Annotated in this window: 12 protein-coding genes; 8 read left to right on the top strand and 4 right to left on the bottom strand. The window is 70.3% G+C overall.

Translation table 11 applies throughout. The features are described 5' to 3' along the window. Positions 1 to 26 precede the first annotated feature (26 nt). On the bottom strand, positions 27 to 1,145 hold the full coding sequence (locus ACQEVJ_RS10475; protein ID WP_433099610.1) for a CaiB/BaiF CoA transferase family protein: 1,119 nt from the start codon (positions 1,143 to 1,145) through the stop codon (positions 27 to 29). A gap of 75 nt (positions 1,146 to 1,220) precedes the next feature. Between ACQEVJ_RS10475 and ACQEVJ_RS10480 the strand changes: the two genes are divergently transcribed. The 3 genes from ACQEVJ_RS10480 (at position 1,221) to ACQEVJ_RS10490 (ending at position 5,046) form a co-directional block, all read left to right on the top strand. Beyond that, a complete protein-coding gene (locus tag ACQEVJ_RS10480; RefSeq protein WP_433099612.1) occupies positions 1,221 to 2,207 on the top strand; it encodes a 2-hydroxyacid dehydrogenase in 987 nt (328 codons plus the stop codon). A 188-nt stretch (positions 2,208 to 2,395) separates the two neighbouring features. Next, positions 2,396 to 3,766, top strand: a complete 1,371-nt coding sequence (locus ACQEVJ_RS10485) for an FAD-binding oxidoreductase (RefSeq protein ID WP_433099614.1) — start codon at positions 2,396 to 2,398, stop codon at positions 3,764 to 3,766. A gap of 23 nt (positions 3,767 to 3,789) precedes the next feature. After that, complete coding sequence (locus ACQEVJ_RS10490) at positions 3,790 to 5,046, top strand: class I SAM-dependent methyltransferase (RefSeq protein WP_433099616.1); 1,257 nt, start codon at positions 3,790 to 3,792, stop codon at positions 5,044 to 5,046. A 6-nt stretch (positions 5,047 to 5,052) separates the two neighbouring features. Here the strand turns inward: ACQEVJ_RS10490 and ACQEVJ_RS10495 are convergent, their stop codons facing one another. Then, on the bottom strand, positions 5,053 to 6,579 hold the full coding sequence (locus ACQEVJ_RS10495) for a long-chain-fatty-acid--CoA ligase (protein ID WP_433099618.1): 1,527 nt from the start codon (positions 6,577 to 6,579) through the stop codon (positions 5,053 to 5,055). A gap of 148 nt (positions 6,580 to 6,727) precedes the next feature. Here ACQEVJ_RS10495 and ACQEVJ_RS10500 point away from each other — a divergent pair, with 148 nt between their 5' ends. After that, the gene (locus ACQEVJ_RS10500; protein WP_433099620.1) at positions 6,728 to 7,996 is read left to right on the top strand and encodes a cytochrome P450; all 1,269 of its coding nucleotides are present in this window, start codon (positions 6,728 to 6,730) and stop codon (positions 7,994 to 7,996) included. 8 nt (positions 7,997 to 8,004) lie between these two features. Here the strand turns inward: ACQEVJ_RS10500 and ACQEVJ_RS10505 are convergent, their stop codons facing one another. Then, positions 8,005 to 8,424 (bottom strand): hypothetical protein, encoded by a 420-nt coding sequence (locus ACQEVJ_RS10505; protein WP_433099622.1) that lies wholly within the window; start codon positions 8,422 to 8,424, stop codon positions 8,005 to 8,007. 98 nt (positions 8,425 to 8,522) lie between these two features. Here ACQEVJ_RS10505 and ACQEVJ_RS10510 point away from each other — a divergent pair, with 98 nt between their 5' ends. The 3 genes from ACQEVJ_RS10510 to ACQEVJ_RS10520 all read left to right on the top strand — a co-directional run bounded on the left by ACQEVJ_RS10510 (position 8,523) and on the right by ACQEVJ_RS10520 (position 11,913). Continuing rightward, on the top strand, positions 8,523 to 9,515 hold the full coding sequence (locus ACQEVJ_RS10510; RefSeq protein WP_433099624.1) for a GlxA family transcriptional regulator: 993 nt from the start codon (positions 8,523 to 8,525) through the stop codon (positions 9,513 to 9,515). Then, positions 9,512 to 10,576, top strand: a complete 1,065-nt coding sequence (locus ACQEVJ_RS10515) for a hypothetical protein (protein WP_433099626.1) — start codon at positions 9,512 to 9,514, stop codon at positions 10,574 to 10,576. The genes ACQEVJ_RS10510 and ACQEVJ_RS10515 overlap by 4 nt, the downstream gene beginning before the upstream one ends. A 62-nt stretch (positions 10,577 to 10,638) precedes the next feature. After that, positions 10,639 to 11,913 (top strand): cytochrome P450, encoded by a 1,275-nt coding sequence (locus ACQEVJ_RS10520; RefSeq protein WP_433099628.1) that lies wholly within the window; start codon positions 10,639 to 10,641, stop codon positions 11,911 to 11,913. Positions 11,914 to 11,942: 29 nt separating this feature from the next. On the opposite strand, the gene ACQEVJ_RS10525 is transcribed toward ACQEVJ_RS10520, so the two are convergent. Beyond that, on the bottom strand, positions 11,943 to 13,403 hold the full coding sequence (locus tag ACQEVJ_RS10525) for a hypothetical protein (RefSeq protein ID WP_433099630.1): 1,461 nt from the start codon (positions 13,401 to 13,403) through the stop codon (positions 11,943 to 11,945). 522 nt (positions 13,404 to 13,925) lie between these two features. Here ACQEVJ_RS10525 and leuS point away from each other — a divergent pair. Continuing rightward, positions 13,926 to 16,388, top strand: a complete 2,463-nt coding sequence (gene leuS / locus ACQEVJ_RS10530; RefSeq protein ID WP_433099632.1) for a leucine--tRNA ligase — start codon at positions 13,926 to 13,928, stop codon at positions 16,386 to 16,388. The last annotated feature ends 42 nt before the right edge of the window (positions 16,389 to 16,430 follow it).

A 16,430-nucleotide genomic window follows, 5' to 3' on the forward strand; every position in this document is an offset into this window, starting at 1 on the left:
AGGCGGGCAGGGTCAGGCGGGAACGGTCAGGCCAGCACGCCGGCGGCGCGCAGGGCCTTCGCCTCGTCGTCGGGCACGCCCCAGGCGCTCAGGTCGTGCAGCCGGGTGGCCGGGGACAGGTCGCCGCGCGGCACGCCGGCCAGCCGGGGCGCGGGCGCGGCCTGCGGCAGCCCGCCGACCTCCACGAACGTGCCGCGCGCCTGGTTGTGCGGGTGCCGGACGGCCTCGCGCGGGTCGAGCACCGGGGACACGCAGGCGTCGGAGCCCTCGAAGACCGCCTCCCACTCGGCCCGGGTGCGCGACCGGAACTCCTCGGTCAGCCGCTCCCTGATGGCCGGCCAGTTCGCGGGGTCGTCGCGGTCGGGCATGTCGTCGACGCCCATCCGGGCGAGCATCTCCGCCCAGAACTGCGGCTCGAGCGCGCCCACGGCGAGATGGCCGCCGTCGGCCGTCTCGTACGTGTCGTACATGGGGGCGCCGGTGTCGAGGAGGTTGGTGCCGCGCGGCCCCCAGTGGCCGGAGTGCACCCCGCCGTAGAACATCGAGAACAGCAGCGCGGCGCCGTCGACCATCGCGGCGTCCACCACCCGGCCGCGCCCGGTGCGTTCCCGCTCCAGCAGGGCCAGCAGCACGCCGTACGCCAGCATGAGCCCGCCGCCGGCGAAGTCGCCGAGGATGTTGATCGGCGGGGTGGGCTTGCCGCCCTCGCGGCCCAGCATCGACAACACTCCCGCGATCGCGATGTAGTCGATGTCGTGCCCGGCCGTGGATGCGAGCGGGCCGTCCTGGCCCCAGCCGGTCATGCGGCCGTAGACCAGCCGCTCGTTGACCGCGTGGAGGTCGGCGGGCCCGATGCCGAGCCGTTCCGCGACCCCGGGCCGGAACACCTCGATCACCACGTCGGCCTGCCCGGCCAGCCGCTTGAAGGCGGCGACGCCCTCCGGCGACTTCAGGTCGAGTCCGATCGTGCGCTTGCCGCGGTCCATCACGTCGCGGCGCGGGGTGTCGCTCACGGCCTTCACCCGGTCGATGCGCAGCACCTCGGCGCCGTGGTCGGCGAGCATCATCCCGGCGAACGGCCCGGGCGCGAGACCGGCAAGTTCCAGCACCCGGATCCCCGCCAGCGGTCCCCGCGACTGTTCCATGCAAGCCCTCCTCGAAGCGGCATCAGTTCACGCGACAAGTAGAACATGTTTCTGTAAGCGTGCGAGACTGCGCCCGTGACGTGGAATGTTCTCGCGCTGCCGCCGCTCCCCGAGGCCGCGGTGCGCGGCCTGCTCGCCGACCTCGACGGCCGCGTCGAGGTGCGCGTCCCCGCCCGCCACGACCGCGCTGCGCTGCTGGACGCGCTGCCCGAGGCCGAGATCGTCGTCGGCGACTGGAGCGGGGCCCTGGCCCTCGACGCCGGCGCCGTACGGCTGGCGCCGCGCCTGGCGTTCGTGCAGCAGCCGTCGGTCGGCGTGGACGGGCACGACCTGGAGGCGCTGGCCCGCGCCGGGGTGCCCCTCGCCAACACCGCGGGGGTGAACGCCGCCGCGGTGGCCGAATGGTGCCTGGCCGTCGCACTGGCGCTGCTGCGCCACCTCGCGGACGGCGACAGGGACATGCGGGCGGGGGAGTGGCCGCAGTTCGCCTACCAGCGCCGCGAGCTCGCCGGATGCCGGGTGGGAGTGATCGGCTTCGGGCCGATCGGCGCGGCCTGCGCCCGCCTGTTCGGCGCGGTCGGCTGCCGGGTCTCCTACTGGTCGCGCACGCCCAAGCCCGAGTCGTACGGCGCCGCCTATCTGGACCTCGACGCGCTGGTGGCGGGGAGCGACGTGCTCGTCCTGGCCGTGCCGCTCGCCCCGGAGACCCGCGGGCTGATCGACGCCGCCGGGATCGCCCGCATGCCGAAGGGATCGGTGCTGGTCAACGCGGCCCGGGGCGGGGTGGTCGACCAGGCGGCGCTGCTGGCCGCCCTGGAGTCCGGCCACCTCGCCGGCGCGGCGCTGGACGTGTACGACAGCGAGCCCCCGGCGCCGGACGACCCGCTGCGCTCCTGCCCGGGGGTCCTGCTGTCGCCGCACGCGGCCGGGGTCACGCCCGAGGCGACGACCCGGCTGATCCGGTGCGTGCTGGACAACCTCGCCGCGGCGTTGGAGGGCCGTCCCGTCGTCAACGTGGTCAACGGCGCCGACCCGCTCGTTCGCCGGCGTCAGCCCAGGTGATGACGGTTTCCACAGTTACGGCAGGGGCGGCGGAGGCGATGAAAAAGGGCAGGATACGATCTACGCCGACGGGGCGCCGCGGGAATTCCAGATAGTTTTCGCGGGCGTAACGTGTCTACTCTGGTCTGCGTTCCCCTCCGGGGATAGCGTGCCAAGAGACGATCTCTACGATCCATGGGGGTGGTGTCATGCCAGAGCGCACGGCCAGTATGACCGCCCATCAGCAGGCCGTCGAGCAGATCAGGGACTCCTACGCGGCCATTCCCGAGGACGCTGCTCCCCGGCTGGCCAAGGCGACGACGAACCTGTTCCGCTTCCGCACGCCGGCCAAGACGGCCACGCTGTCCGCCCGCGATCTGGACCAGGTCATCCACGTGGACCCGGCGACCATGACGGCCGAGGTCCAGGGCATGACGACGTACGAGAACCTGGTGGACGCCACGCTTCCGTACGGGCTCATGCCGTACGTCGTGCCGCAGCTCAAAACGATCACGCTGGGCGGCGCGGTCACCGGCCTCGGCATCGAGTCGACGAGCTTCAAGGACGGCCTGCCGCACGAGTCGGTCGAGGAACTGGAGATCCTCACCGGCGACGGGCGGATCGTGGTGGCCCGGGCCGACAACGAGTACGCGGACCTGTTCCACGCGTTCCCCAACTCCTACGGCACGCTCGGCTACGCCCTGCGGATCCGGATCAAGCTGGCCCGGGTGAAGCCGTACGTCAAGCTGACGCACATCCGCTTCAGTGACGCCGACAAGTGCATGCTCGCCATGCAGGAGATCTGCGAGAGCCGCGAGTACGACGGCGAGCAGGTGGACTTCGTCGACGGCACGTTCTTCGGTCCGGACGAGCTGTACGTCACGGTCGGCTCGTTCTCCGACCGCGCGCCCTACACGTCCGACTACACCGGCATGCGGATCTACTACCAGTCGATCCGCAGCCGCGTCCGCGACTGGCTGACCGTGCGCGACTACCTGTGGCGCTGGGACACCGACTGGTTCTGGTGCTCGCGCGCCTTCGGCGTGCAGCAGCCGCTGGTCCGCTCGCTCATGCCCCGCCGCTACATGCGGTCGGACGTCTATCGCAAGCTCGTCGGCCTCGACCAGAGGTACGGCGTGACCGCCCGGATCGACCGCTGGCGGAACAACCCGGCGCACGAGTCGGTCATCCAGGACGTCGAGGTGCCCATCGAACGCGGCGCCGAGTTCCTGGAGGTCTTCCACGACAAGGTCGGCATGACCCCGGTGTGGATGTGCCCGCTCAAGGCGAGCGACCGGTGGTCGCTCTACCCCCTGGAGCCCGGCCGGCTGTACGTGAACTTCGGTTTCTGGGGCATGGTTCCGCTGCCGCGCGGCCAGTACGACGGGTACTACAACCGGCTGATCGAGCGGGCGGTGCACTCGCTCGACGGCCACAAGTCGCTGTACTCCACCTCTTTCTACGAGCGTGAGGAGTTCTGGCGGCTTTACAACGGAGACGCCTACTGGCCGGTCAAACGCGCCTATGACCCGGGGGGCCGGCTGCTGGACCTCTATGACAAGTGCGTCAGGGGCCGGTAGGCGTCGATACGTCGGGAGATGCAATGACTCTTGCGAAGATCTTCGAGAAGATCGTCGGTCCTGACGCGGGCGTCGAGTTCGTCGCCTACGACGGCAGCAAGGCCGGATCCTCGGGGGCGGACCTCCGCATCGAGGTGAAGTCGCCGGCGGCGGTGGCCTACCTCGCGCAGGCGCCGGGGGAGCTCGGCCTCGCCCGCGCGTACATCTCCGGGCACATCGACGTGCACGGGGACATGTACACCCTGCTCGACCGGATGTGGTCGCTGACGCTCAACGACCTGCCGCTGAGCGAGAAGATCGCCGCGATCCGCTCGCTCGGGATCAAGCCGCTGCTGATGCGGGTCCCGCCGCCGCCCCAGGAGGCGCGGCAGAGCACGCTGGCGAAGCTGGGCAGCCGGCACGCCAAGCAGCGCGACGCCGAGGTGATCCACCACCACTACGACGTCTCCAACCGCTTCTATGAGTGGGTGCTCGGCCCCTCCATGGCGTACACCTGCGCGGTGTTCCCGCGGCCGGACGCGACGCTGGAGGAGGCGCAGCACACGAAGTTCGACCTGGTCGCCAGGAAGCTCGACCTCAAGCCCGGCATGCGGCTGCTCGACGTCGGCTGCGGCTGGGGCGGCATGGTCATGCACGCGGCCAAGGAGTACGGCGTGAAGGGTCTCGGCGTCACGCTGTCGCGCCAGCAGGCCGAGTGGGCGCAGAAGGCCATCGCGGAGGCCGGGCTGTCGGAGCTCGCCGAGGTCCGCTACATGGACTACCGCGACGTGGCGGAAACCGGTTTCGACCGGGTCAGCTCGATCGGCCTCACCGAGCACATCGGCAAGGACAACCTGCCGTCGTACTTCTCCTTCCTGTACGGCAAGCTCAAGCCGGGCGGGCGCCTGCTCAACCACTGCATCACCCGCCCGACCAGCACCGAGAAGACCTTGAATAAGGGCGGTTTCATCAACCGCTACGTCTTCCCGGACGGCGAGCTGGAGTCGGTGGGCTACCTGGTCCGCCAGATGGAGGACACCGGTTTCGAGGTCCGCCACGAGGAGAACCTGCGTGAGCACTACGCGCTGACGCTGCGCGAGTGGTGCAAGAACCTCGACGCCAACTGGGACGAGGCGGTCGAGGAGGTCGGCCAGGGCATCGCCCGGGTCTGGCGGCTCTACATGGCCGGCTGCGTCGTCGGGTTCGAGCGCAACAAGGTGCAGCTGCACCAGGTGCTCGGCGTCCGGCTCGACGAGGGACAGTCGCACGTTTCGCTGCGCCCGTCCCTCGACTGGCCGTGAACGTCCCTACCGCAGCTCGCGCTTGAGGATCTTGCCGGTGGCGGTCATCGGCAGGGACTCGCGGAACTCCACGACCCGCGGGTACTTGTAGGCCGCCATCGTCTCCCGGCACCACGCCACCAGCTCCTCCTCGGTGGTCGTGGCGCCGGGCTTGCGGATGACGTACGCCTTGACCTCCTCGCCGTGGGAGTCGTGGGGCACCCCGACGACCGCGGCGAGCGAGACCGCGGGGTGGGTCATGAGGACCTCCTCGATCTCCCGCGGGTACACGTTGAACCCACCCCGGATGATCATGTCCTTGGCCCGGTCGACGATGAAGTAGTAGCCGTCCTCGTCGCGCCGGGCCACGTCGCCGGTGCGGAACCAGCCGTCCTTCATGACCTGCGCCGTCTCCTCGGGCCGGTTGTAGTAGCCCCTCATGATGTTGTGGCCGCGGACGGCGATCTCGCCGATGTCGTCGGCCGGGTTCCAGTCGGCGTCGACCAGCTTCATCTCCACGCCCCAGATCGGCGTGCCGATCGAGCCGGCCTTCGCGGGCCTGCCGGGCTGGTTGAAGGAGGCCACCGGCGAGGTCTCCGACAGGCCGTAGCCCTCCAGGATGTCCACGCCGAACGTCGCGCTGAAGTCCTTGAGCACCTCGACCGGCAGCGCAGAGCCGCCGGAGACCGCCGTGACCAGCGAGGACGGCACCTCGGCCGCCCCGGCGTGCACGGCGGTGAGCATGGCCCAGTACATGGTCGGCACTCCCGCGAACAGCGTGACCTGCTCGCGCTTCATCAGCGTGAGGGCCTCGGCCGGCTCGAAGCGCGGCAGCAGCACGAGCGTGCCGCTGCGCCGGAACCCGGCGTTCATCAGCACCGTCTGGCCGAAGGAGTGGAACAGCGGCAGCGCGACGAGATAGGTGTTCTCCGGCTGCCGGGGGAACATCTCGTCGCTGACGATGGCGTTCATGGCCATGTTCTGGTGGGTGAGCTCGGCGCCCTTCGGCTGGCCGGTGGTGCCGCTGGTGTAGAGGATCACCGCCGTGTCGTCGGCGGAGGTCTGCACGGTCTCGAACTCGCCGGACACCCCTTCGAGGGCCGCCCACAGCGTCTCGCCGAGCTCGGACTCGGTGGCGAACGGCGTGGCCGGCAGCACGAAGAAGTGCTCGGCGCGCTCGGCGTCGGCGAAGCCGGCCCGGCCCCGCTCGCCCAGTGGCAGTTCCGGTGAGCCCTCGAAGCAGAAGAAGGCCTTGGCGTCGGAGTCGTCCAGGTGATAGGCGATCTCCCTGGCCTGCAGCAGCACGTTCAGCGGGACGACGGTCGCGCCCGCCTTGAGGATCCCGTAGTAGACGAACGGGAAGTACGGCAGGTTGGGGCAGGCCAGCGCCACCTTGTCGCCCCTGCCGATGCCGCGCGAGACCAGCAGGTTGGCGACCTGGTTGGCGACGGTGTTCACGAGCGAGTACGGCAGGCGCATGTCGCCGAAGACGACCGCGGTGGCGTCGGGCTTCTCCCGTGCGCTGTCTTCCAGCACGACGGCCAGGTTGAGCATCTGCCGCTCCTTCTTCTATCGGACTCTCGGTCCATACCAACCGGTAGGTACCTCAGCGTAACGGCTGGGGGACCGGATTTTGAGGGTCCGGTTACCAGGGTGTTCTCGGCCCTTGACGATGCTGTGCCCTCGCACAAGAGTGGGCGGCATGGACACGGCTGTCGACCTGTCCCGGATCCCGTTCTGGGGCCTGCCCCAGGCCGAGCGGCACGAGGCGTTCCGCCGCCTGCGCGCGCTCGACCATCCCGTCTTCTTCCGTGAGAACAAGATCCCCTTCGTCGGTCACGGCCCCGGCTACTACGCGCTCGTCCGGCACGCCGACGTGAACGAGGCGAGCCGCGACCCCGCCGTCTTCAGCAGCGAGCCGACGGCCAACAGCATCCCCGACATGCCCCGCTGGCTGGCCGTCTACTTCGGCTCCATGATCAATATGGACGATCCCCGGCACGCCCGCCTGCGGCGGATCGTCTCGCGGGCGTTCACCCCGCGCATCCTGGCCAAGATGGAGGAGGACCTGGGCCGGGCCGCCCGGGAGATCGTCGACCGGGCCGTGCGGGAGGGGCCCGGCGACTTCGTCACCCAGATCGCCGCCCGATTACCCGTACGGGTGATCTGCGACATGATGGGCATCCCGGCCGAACACCACGACCGGGTGCTGCGCCGTACGAACACGATCCTGGCCAACGCCGACTCCGAATATTCGGGCGTCGCCGTCGACCCGTCCCGGCAGGACGGCTCCTTCGGCCGCTGGACCACGGCCCGCGGCCTGGCCGCGCTGCTGTGGGCCGGGCACGACCTGAACACCCTGGCCCGTCGCCTGGCCGGGGGGCGCCGCCGCCGGCCCACCGACGACCTGACCAGCAAGCTCGTGAACGGCGAGGAGCACCTGACCGCCCAGGAACTCGGCTCGTTCTTCATCCTGCTGGTCGTCGCCGGCAGCGAGACGACCCGCAACGCCATCGCCCACGGGCTCAAACTGCTCACCGACCACCCCGACCAGCGCGCGCTGCTGCTGGAGGACTTCGACGGGCGTATCGCGGGCGCCGTCGAGGAGATCGTCCGCTACTCCAGCCCCGTCATCCAGTTCCGGCGCACCGTGACGCGGGACCACACGATGAACGGCCACGACTACCGCGCGGGCGACAAGGTCCTGCTGTTCTACAACTCGGCGAACCGGGACGAGGCGGTCTTCAGCGATCCCGACGTCTTCGACATCACCCGCAGTCCCAACCCCCACGTCGGCTTCGGCGGCCACGGCCCCCACTACTGCCTTGGCGCCCACCTCGCCCGCCGGGAGATCACCGTGATGTTCCGGGAGTTGTTCGACCGCATGCCCGCCATCCGCTCCGTGGGCGAGCCGTCCTACCTGCTGTCCAACTTCATCAACGGCGTCAAGCACATGAGCTACCGCTTCTAGCTCCGGCCTCAGTGGGCGTACTCGCCGCGGCGCCGCAGCATGGCCGCCAGCATCAGCGGGAACATCGCGACATGGGCCGCGGCCATCAGGGCCATGCCGTCGATCAGGCCCAGCCACAGGAGCGGGAACAGCGGCACGACCGGGGCGAACATCGCGCCGCACATCTCCAGGACCGGAGCCCAGGCGTGGCCGCGCACGCGCATCCAGACGGCCATGCCGGCCGACATGTCGAACGCCATCAGCAGATAGGCGAGCTCGGGAGCGCGGGCGTACGAGGGCTCGATTCCCAGGGCGGACCACAGCAGGCCGAGCGCGAACATCCCCGCGAACATCGCGATCACCATCTCGAGGTAGTGCAGGGTGAAACGGCCCCATCGCCGTGTGGCGGGGCGGTGACCGGTGTGCCTTCCGGGCGTGGTGTGAGTCATGGCCCAACTGTCCGGGCGGCCCGCGGACGCGCCAAGGAGGGAGACGAGGACGGGTCCGAAATCTTGGGTTCTCCGTCCGTCCGGCCTACAGTCGGGGCATGATCCAACGGCGCATGGTCGTGGTCGGATATCACGCGGCGGAGCTCGTGGACATCGCGTGTGTGACGTCGAGCCTGATCATGGCGAACGCCTATGGCGCGTCCCCGTGCTACGACGTGTGCCTGGCCACCCCGTCGGGCCTGCCCGTCACCTGCGGCAGCGGGTTGACGCTACAGGGGCAGCAGGCGCTCGAACGCCTCACAGGGCCGCTGGACACGCTTCTCGTCTCGGGGGGAATCGGGCACGAGGAGGCGGCGGCCAACCGGGTCATCGTCGGCCACGTCCGGCGACTGGCGCGGGAGAGCCGCCGCGTCGCGTCGGTGTGCACGGGCGCGGCGGTGCTGGCCGCCGCCGGCCTGCTCGACGGGCGGCGCGCCACCACGCACTGGCAGTTCGCGCACACGCTCGCAGCCCGCCATCCGGAGATCGTCGTCGACGCCCGCCCGATCTTCATCCGCGCCGGCAATGTCACCACCGCCGCCGGCGTCACCAGCGCACTGGACGTCACGCTCGCCTTCATCGAGGAGGACAACGGCCCGGCCCTCGCCAGGCAGGTGGCCCGCAACCTGGTGACCTACCTGCAACGACCCGGCAACCAGGCGCAGATGAGCATGTTCACCGAGGGACCGCCGCCCGGCGACGGCCTGGTCAAACGCGTCGTCGACCATGTCACCGGCCATCCGGACGCCGACCTGTCCACCGCCGCTCTGGCGGCCGGCGCGGGCGTGAGCGAGCGCCACCTGACCCGGTTGTTCCTCAAGCACACGGGGCAGACGCCGGGCCGGTTCGTACGTCGGGCCCGCACCGAGGCCGCCGCCCACCTGCTCGCCTCCACCTCGCTGCCGATGGCCGCCATCGCGGCCCGCTGCGGCTTCGGGACGGCCGAGGCTCTCCGCCAGGCGTTCGTCGACCTGTACGGCATCCCGCCCTCGCGCTACCGCTTGACGCAGGCGACCGCGTTGCCGTCCTCCTTCGGCGACGACACCGTGTGAGCACGACTTCCGACGACTCTGTCGGTGCCGCCTGCGATGGTGGCGGTGTGGTCTACTTCGTCTACCGCAGCGCCTACGAGGGGCAGTCCGGCCGGCTCATCCGGCACTTTCCCGACGCCACCGTGCTCGACTGGTTTCGCAGGGTGTGGGATGACGCCTCGTCTGAGGACGCCTGCGACTGGGTGGAGCGTGAACTCGGCACGGACGTCTACGGCCTGAACACCGTCTTCGAGACCGGGCTGCCGGCCCCGCGCACCCATACGGAGTTGCGCCGGATGCTCAAGGAGCACCTGTACGTCGAGGGGACGCTGCGGGTGGACCGGCACAGCGTGCGGGTGCTCACCGATGACGACGAGATCGAGCTGGCGTACTTCTTCGTGGACGACCACGTGGTGGCGGCCGAGCCCGACCGCTGGGCCTATCTTGTGCACGAGGGCTGGGACCTGCCCCCGGACGCACGACCGTCAGTGGGGGTGTTCACGCCGCCGGGGCCGGTCGACGTCATCACGCCCGCGCCGCCGGGCGGGGAGGGCGTGACGTACGCCGTCCTGCTCACCCACTACGCGACCTCGAACAGCGTCGGCGGCAGCTACCCGAAGGCGTTTCCCGGCGTGCGGCTGCCGGGGTTCGCGGCGGCGCTGCGCGCGGCGGACCCCCGTGCCATGTCCGGCGAGTTACGCGCCCTGCGCGCGCTGACCGCTCCCGAGGACCGATTCATCGGCCCCGCCCTGGAGCGCTGCAACCACTGGGCGCGCCTGGAGGAAGACGTGCCCGAGATCCTCACACCGCATTCGGAGGCGCATCCCCGGGCGCTGCGCCTGCTGGAGGACTTCGTCCCGGCCGATGGCCGTGACCCCGGTCGCACGCTCATTCGATGCGACGACCACCTGGCACAGATGGCGATACACATGGACGGCTTCTTCGGGTACCGGCAGTGGTTCCTCTTCGACGACGTCTGGGCCGCCGCGCACCCCGATCTGGCCGCGTCGCTGATGCGTTTCGGCTCGCACTGGGATCCGTGCTGCCGGCGCAGGCATGCCCGCTTGACCCCCTGTGGCTGAACCGGCGGATGTGGCAGACTGAAAACCGAATGTGATTCTAGTCACCTCGGAGGGGCCGGCCCATGACCATGGAGCCCGCGGAGCGCATGCCCATCACCTCGGCGGCGGACATCGACCTGAACGACTGGAACTTCTGGGGCCGCCCGGACGAGGAGCGGGAGCACGCGTTCCGGCTGCTGCGCGACCTGGACAAGCCCGCCTTCTTCCCCGAGCCCGAGTTCAGCCTGGGCGGCATCACCGGGCCGGGCTACCACGCGCTCGTCCGGCACGCCGACATCCTGGAGGCCAGCCGCAACCCGGAGGTCTTCTGCTCGGGCGACGGCGGGGCCACCAACATCCCGGACCTGCCGGCGGAGTTCGCCGAATACTTCGGCTCGATGATCAATATGGACGACCCGCGGCACGCGCGCCTGCGGCGGATCGTCTCGCGCGCCTTCACCCCGAGGATGATCAAGCAGTTCGAGTCCGACGTGGACGCCGCCGCCACGCGCATCGTGGACGATCTGCTGGAGACCGGCCCCGGCTGCGACTTCGTCACCGAGGTGGCCGCCAGGCTGCCCTTGAAGATCATCTGCGACATGATGGGCATCCCCGAGAAGGACTACCAGTTCGTCTTCGACCGCTCGAACATCGTCCTCGGCGCCACCGACCCCGAGTACGTGAGCGACCGTGAGGACATCGCCCACGCGCTGCTCACCGCGGGGATGGAACTGCAGCAGCTCGTCCAGGACCTGGCCGCGCTGCGGATGGAGACGCCCACCGACGACCTCACCTCGTCCCTGGTCAACGCCAACATCGACGGTGAGCGGCTCACAGCCCAGGAGCTCGGCTCGTTCTTCATCCTGCTCGTCGTGGCCGGCAACGAGACCACCCGCAACGCCATCTCGTACGGCATGCGGCTGCTGACGCTCAACCCGGAGCAGCGGCGGCTGTGGCTGGAGGACTTCGAGGGCCGGGCGCCACGCGCGATCGAGGAGATCGTCCGGCTGGCCGCGCCGGTCAACTACATGCGCCGCAAGGTCACCCGCGACCACGAGATGAACGGCAATCTCTACCGCAAGGGCGAGAAGGTCCTGCTGTACTACTGGGCGGCCAACCGCGACGAGCGGGTGTTCGACGACCCGTTGCGCTTCGACATCCTGCGCGACCCCAACCCGCACGTCGGCTTCGGCGGCCCGGGTCCCCACTTCTGCCTCGGCGCCCACCTGGCCCGCCGCGAGATCACCGCGATGTTCCGCGAGCTGCTGCGGCGGGTCCCCCAGATCGAGGCGGGCGAGCCGGAGCGCCTCCTGTCCAGCTTCATCAACGGCATCAAGCACATGACCTGCGAGTTCTGACCGGGCCGGACCCGGGGTCCTGCCGATGGTCAGCGGAGGGGCTTGATCGACCGGAAGACCGTGTTGATGTCGGGAAGCAGGTCGTCCTTGAGCTGGGGCACGGCCATGTAGACGATCGTGGGAAGGTCGGCACCGGTGTTCACGGCCGCGACCACGACCGTGGTGGTCGCGCCGTCGGCGGTCACCTTGTAGACGGCGGCCAGGCCGGTGAGGTTGTTGCGCGCCAGGCGCTGCTGGGCGACCTTGGTGGCCTTGTTGTCCTTGGGGAACTGGGTCTGCCGAGCCCGGAACATCACGGCGTTGACGACCGGGCCCAGGTCGTCGGGCGTGGTGTACTTCACGGCCAGCGACTGCGCCAGCGGGCCCGACATCACCAGGGCGAACTCGCGCTTGCCCTTCGTCGTCATGCCGGCCGGCACGTACTGCCTGCTGGTGAAGCCGTACGTCACCTTGGTCTGGGCCGGGTCGGCGTCAGCCTGCCAGGGGCCGCCGAGCTTGGGCAGCGTGATCCGGCCCGCGGTGTCGGTGAGCACGCCGTTCACGGGGGAGGCCGTGCCCTTGTAGACGGGCAGCCGTTGCGTCTGCGCCTGCGGCTTGGCCGTGGTGCCGGACTTGACGGGGGAGGGCTTCGCGGACGTCGCCGCCTCGGCCGTGTCGCCGGAGCTGAGCGGCCCGGCGGCGAACGCCCACACGAGCACCCCGACGAGCGCGGCGACGACCGAGGCCACCAGCGCGTACAACCAGACCGGCCGGCCGGGCTCGTCCTCTTCGTACTCGTCGATGGCCTGGTAGTTCTCCCCGAACACCGTGTTCCACAGCTCCTGCTGCCGGTGCGCGGGAGGCGTCTTCGGCCCGCTGATCTGTCCCGCCGTCACGAACGGCCGGTACGGATCCTCCGGCTGGGGAGGGGGCGGGGGCGGCGCGGAGAAGGCGGGCGGAGCGGGCGGGGCGGACTCGGCGTACGAGCGGACCGAAGGAGTGAACGGCGAAGAGGGCCGGGAGCGGTCCGGGCCACCCGGGAACGGGCCCCCGTGCGGGCCGGCCTGACCCTGCCCCTGCCCCTGGCTCTGCCCTTGGTAGTGACCCTGGTCCTGACCGGGGCCCGCGGGGCCCGGCGTGCCGTACACCGGCGCGGGGCCGCCGAAGCCCTCTGCGCTTCCGAAGCGGTCTGCGCCTCCGAAACCCTCTGGGCCTCCGAAGCGGTCTGCGCCTCCGAAACCCTCTGGGCCGCCGAAGGGGGGAGCGGCCCGGGGCCGGTCGGGCTCGCCGAACGCGGGGACGGGCCTGCTGGGAGCCGTGCCGGGAAGCGGGCCGGCCATGGTCGCAGTCGCGTCCGCGGCCTGCTGCGGCGCCTCCTCGACGAAGGAGCGGACGGTCGGGGTGAAGGACGAGGGGGGAGGCATCTCGGGCCAGGCCGGCGGGATCTCCGGCCACGCCGGTTCCCGCTGGTGTTCGCTGCCGTCCGTGGGCACGGTACCTCCCGAGATCATGCCCGAATTGGGGGTGCCTGGCATGATCTCATGCGAGCCGGGGGCTGCCGCAGCGAAACTGCGGAATGCCTCGCGGAACTGCTCACCCGTGGGGTCGGTGGGCGGGTCCTGCATCGGCAAATCCGCGGGCGGGAATGAGTTGGCCACGGCAGCACAGTAAGGGAATGGACATAAGAGCCCACAACGGAACTATCACCATCGGGTATCGCAGTTTGACACGCGAGGTCAGCGAGCAAGGGCCGCGACCGACAAGATCCGCCCGGACGGAGCGGTGTCCAGAGCGGTGCGTCGCGAGGCGGAAGAGGAGCTCGTAGCGGAGCTCCTTCGATCGGCGACCAGCTTGCGGTCTGCGCTACGCTTGACACGCGTGCCGCCACCCTGCTGCATGGGCAGCCGCCTCACGCCGGGACGTGTGAGAGTGCGGGCCGCCCTCCCCTCCCGGACCAGAGAGGGGGTGCGGCGGGGTTCTGCCCCGGGCGCGCCATCATCTGTGTGATTCCAGCCGCCTGGCGAGGAGTGGAAGTGGACGAGCCGGTGTACGACCCGCAGGCGCTGCAGGCCAAGTGGCTGCCGCGGTGGGAGGAGCTGAACCCCTTCGCGGCGGTCGAGGACCTTGCGGACACCAGGCCGCGCAAGTACATGCTCGACATGTTCCCCTACCCCTCCGGCGACCTCCACATGGGGCACGGCGAGGTCTTCGCGATCGGCGACGTCGTCGCGCGCTACTGGTTCCAGAAGGGCTACAACGTCCTGCACCCGATCGGGTGGGACTCCTTCGGCCTGCCCGCGGAGAACGCGGCCATCAAGCGCAACGCCCACCCGGCCGAGTGGACGTACGCGAACATCGAGACGCAGGCGAACTCGTTCAAGCGGTACGCGATCTCCTTCGACTGGTCGCGCCGCCTGCACACCAGCGACCCGGAGTACTACCACTGGAACCAGTGGCTGTTCACCCGCTTCTACGAGCGGGGCCTGGCCTACCGCAAGGGCGGCCTGGTCAACTGGTGCCCGCAGGACCAGACCGTGCTGGCGAACGAGCAGGTCGTGGCGGGCAAGTGCGAGCGCTGCGGAGCCGACGTCGTCCGCCGTGAACTGACCCAGTGGTACTTCAAGATCACTGAGTACGCCGACCGGCTGCTCGACGACATGGCGCGGATCGAGGACGGCTGGCCCGACCGCATCCTGACGATGCAGCGCAACTGGATCGGCCGCTCCACCGGCGCCGACGTCCGGTTCGAGATCGAGGGCCGCGACGAGCCGGTCACCGTCTACACCACCCGCCCCGACACGCTGTACGGCGCGACGTTCTTCGTCGTCGCGGCGGACGCCCCGCTGGCCGAGGAGATCGTCGCCCCCGAGCAGGCCGAGGCGCTGGCCGCCTACCGCGCCGAGGTCGCCAAGCTCTCCGACATCGAGCGGCTGTCCACCGAGAAGGAGAAGACCGGCGTCTTCCTGGGCACCTACGCGGTCAACCCGGTCAGCGGGGAGCGCATCCCCGTCTGGGCCGCCGACTACGTGCTGTCCGACTACGGCCACGGCGCGATCATGGCGGTGCCCGCCCACGACCAGCGCGACCTCGACTTCGCGCGGAAGTTCGGCCTGCCGGTGAAGGTCGTCGTGCACACCGGCCTGGCCGACCCAGGTGAGACCGGTGTCGCGACCCCCGGCGAGGGCACGCTGGTCAACTCCGGCCCGCTCGACGGGCTGACGAAGGCCGAGGCGATCCAGAAGATCATCGAGGTCCTGGAGGAGCGCGGCACCGGCAGGGCCGCGGTCAACTACCGCCTGCGCGACTGGCTGCTGTCGCGGCAGCGGTTCTGGGGCACGCCAATCCCGATCATCCACTGCGTGGACTGCGGCGAGGTCCCGGTGCCGGACGACCAGCTCCCGGTCACGCTGCCCGACCTGCGCGGCGCGGACCTCAAGCCGAAGGGCGTCTCGCCGCTGGCCGCCGCCACCGACTGGGTCAACGTCTCCTGCCCCAAGTGCGGGGGCCCCGCCCAGCGGGACACCGACACGATGGACACCTTCGTCGACTCGTCGTGGTACTTCCTGCGCTACTGCGACCCGGGCTACACCGACGGACCGTTCGACGTGGAGAGGGTCCGCGAGTGGGGCCCGATCGACCAGTACGTCGGCGGGGTCGAGCACGCCGTGCTCCACCTGCTGTACTCGCGGTTCTTCACCAAGGTCCTGTACGACATGGGCCTGGTCGACTTCACCGAGCCGTTCCTGCGCCTGCTCAACCAGGGCCAGGTGATCAACCGGGGCAAGGCGATGTCGAAGTCGCTGGGCAACGGTGTGGACCTGGGCGAGCAGATCGACGCGTACGGCGTGGACGCCGTCCGGCTGACGATGATCTTCGCCGGGCCGCCGGAGGACGACATCGACTGGGCCGACGTCTCCCCGGCCGCGTCGCAGAAGTTCCTGGCCCGCGCGTTCCGCGTGATGGCCGAGGCCGGCGCGGCGTCCGCCCCGGGGAAGGACTTCTCCGGCGGCGACGTCGAGCTGCGCAAGGTCACCCACCGGACCATCGACGAGGTGACCAAGCTCGTCGACAGCTACCGGTTCAACGTCGCGGTGGCCCGCATGATGGAGCTGACCACGGCCGCCCGCCGGGCGATCGACGCCGGGCCCGGCGCGGCCGACCCGGCCGTCCGCGAGGCCGCAGAGACCCTGGCGGTCATGCTGTCGCTGGTCGCGCCGTACGTCGCGGAGGAGGGCTGGGAGCGGCTCGGGCACGCGCCGTCGGTCGCGAAAGCCGGCTGGCCCGAGGCGGACCCGGCGCTGCTGGTCCAGGAGTCGGTCACGGCCGTGGTGCAGGTGGCGGGCAAGGTCCGCGACCGGCTGGAGGTCTCCCCGGACATCTCCGAGGCCGACCTGCAGGCGCTGGCCCTGGCGTCGGACAAGGTCCGGCCCTACCTGGACGGCGAGCCGCGGAAGGTGATCGTGCGCGCGCCGAAGCTTGTCAACATCGTGCCGTGACGGGACGTTGACGATCGGCTGGCCTTCCGGACAAAATTACGC

Origin of the sequence: Microbispora sp. CA-102843 (genome assembly GCF_050936215.1) — a bacterium.
In the GTDB taxonomy this organism is placed as follows: domain Bacteria; phylum Actinomycetota; class Actinomycetes; order Streptosporangiales; family Streptosporangiaceae; genus Microbispora.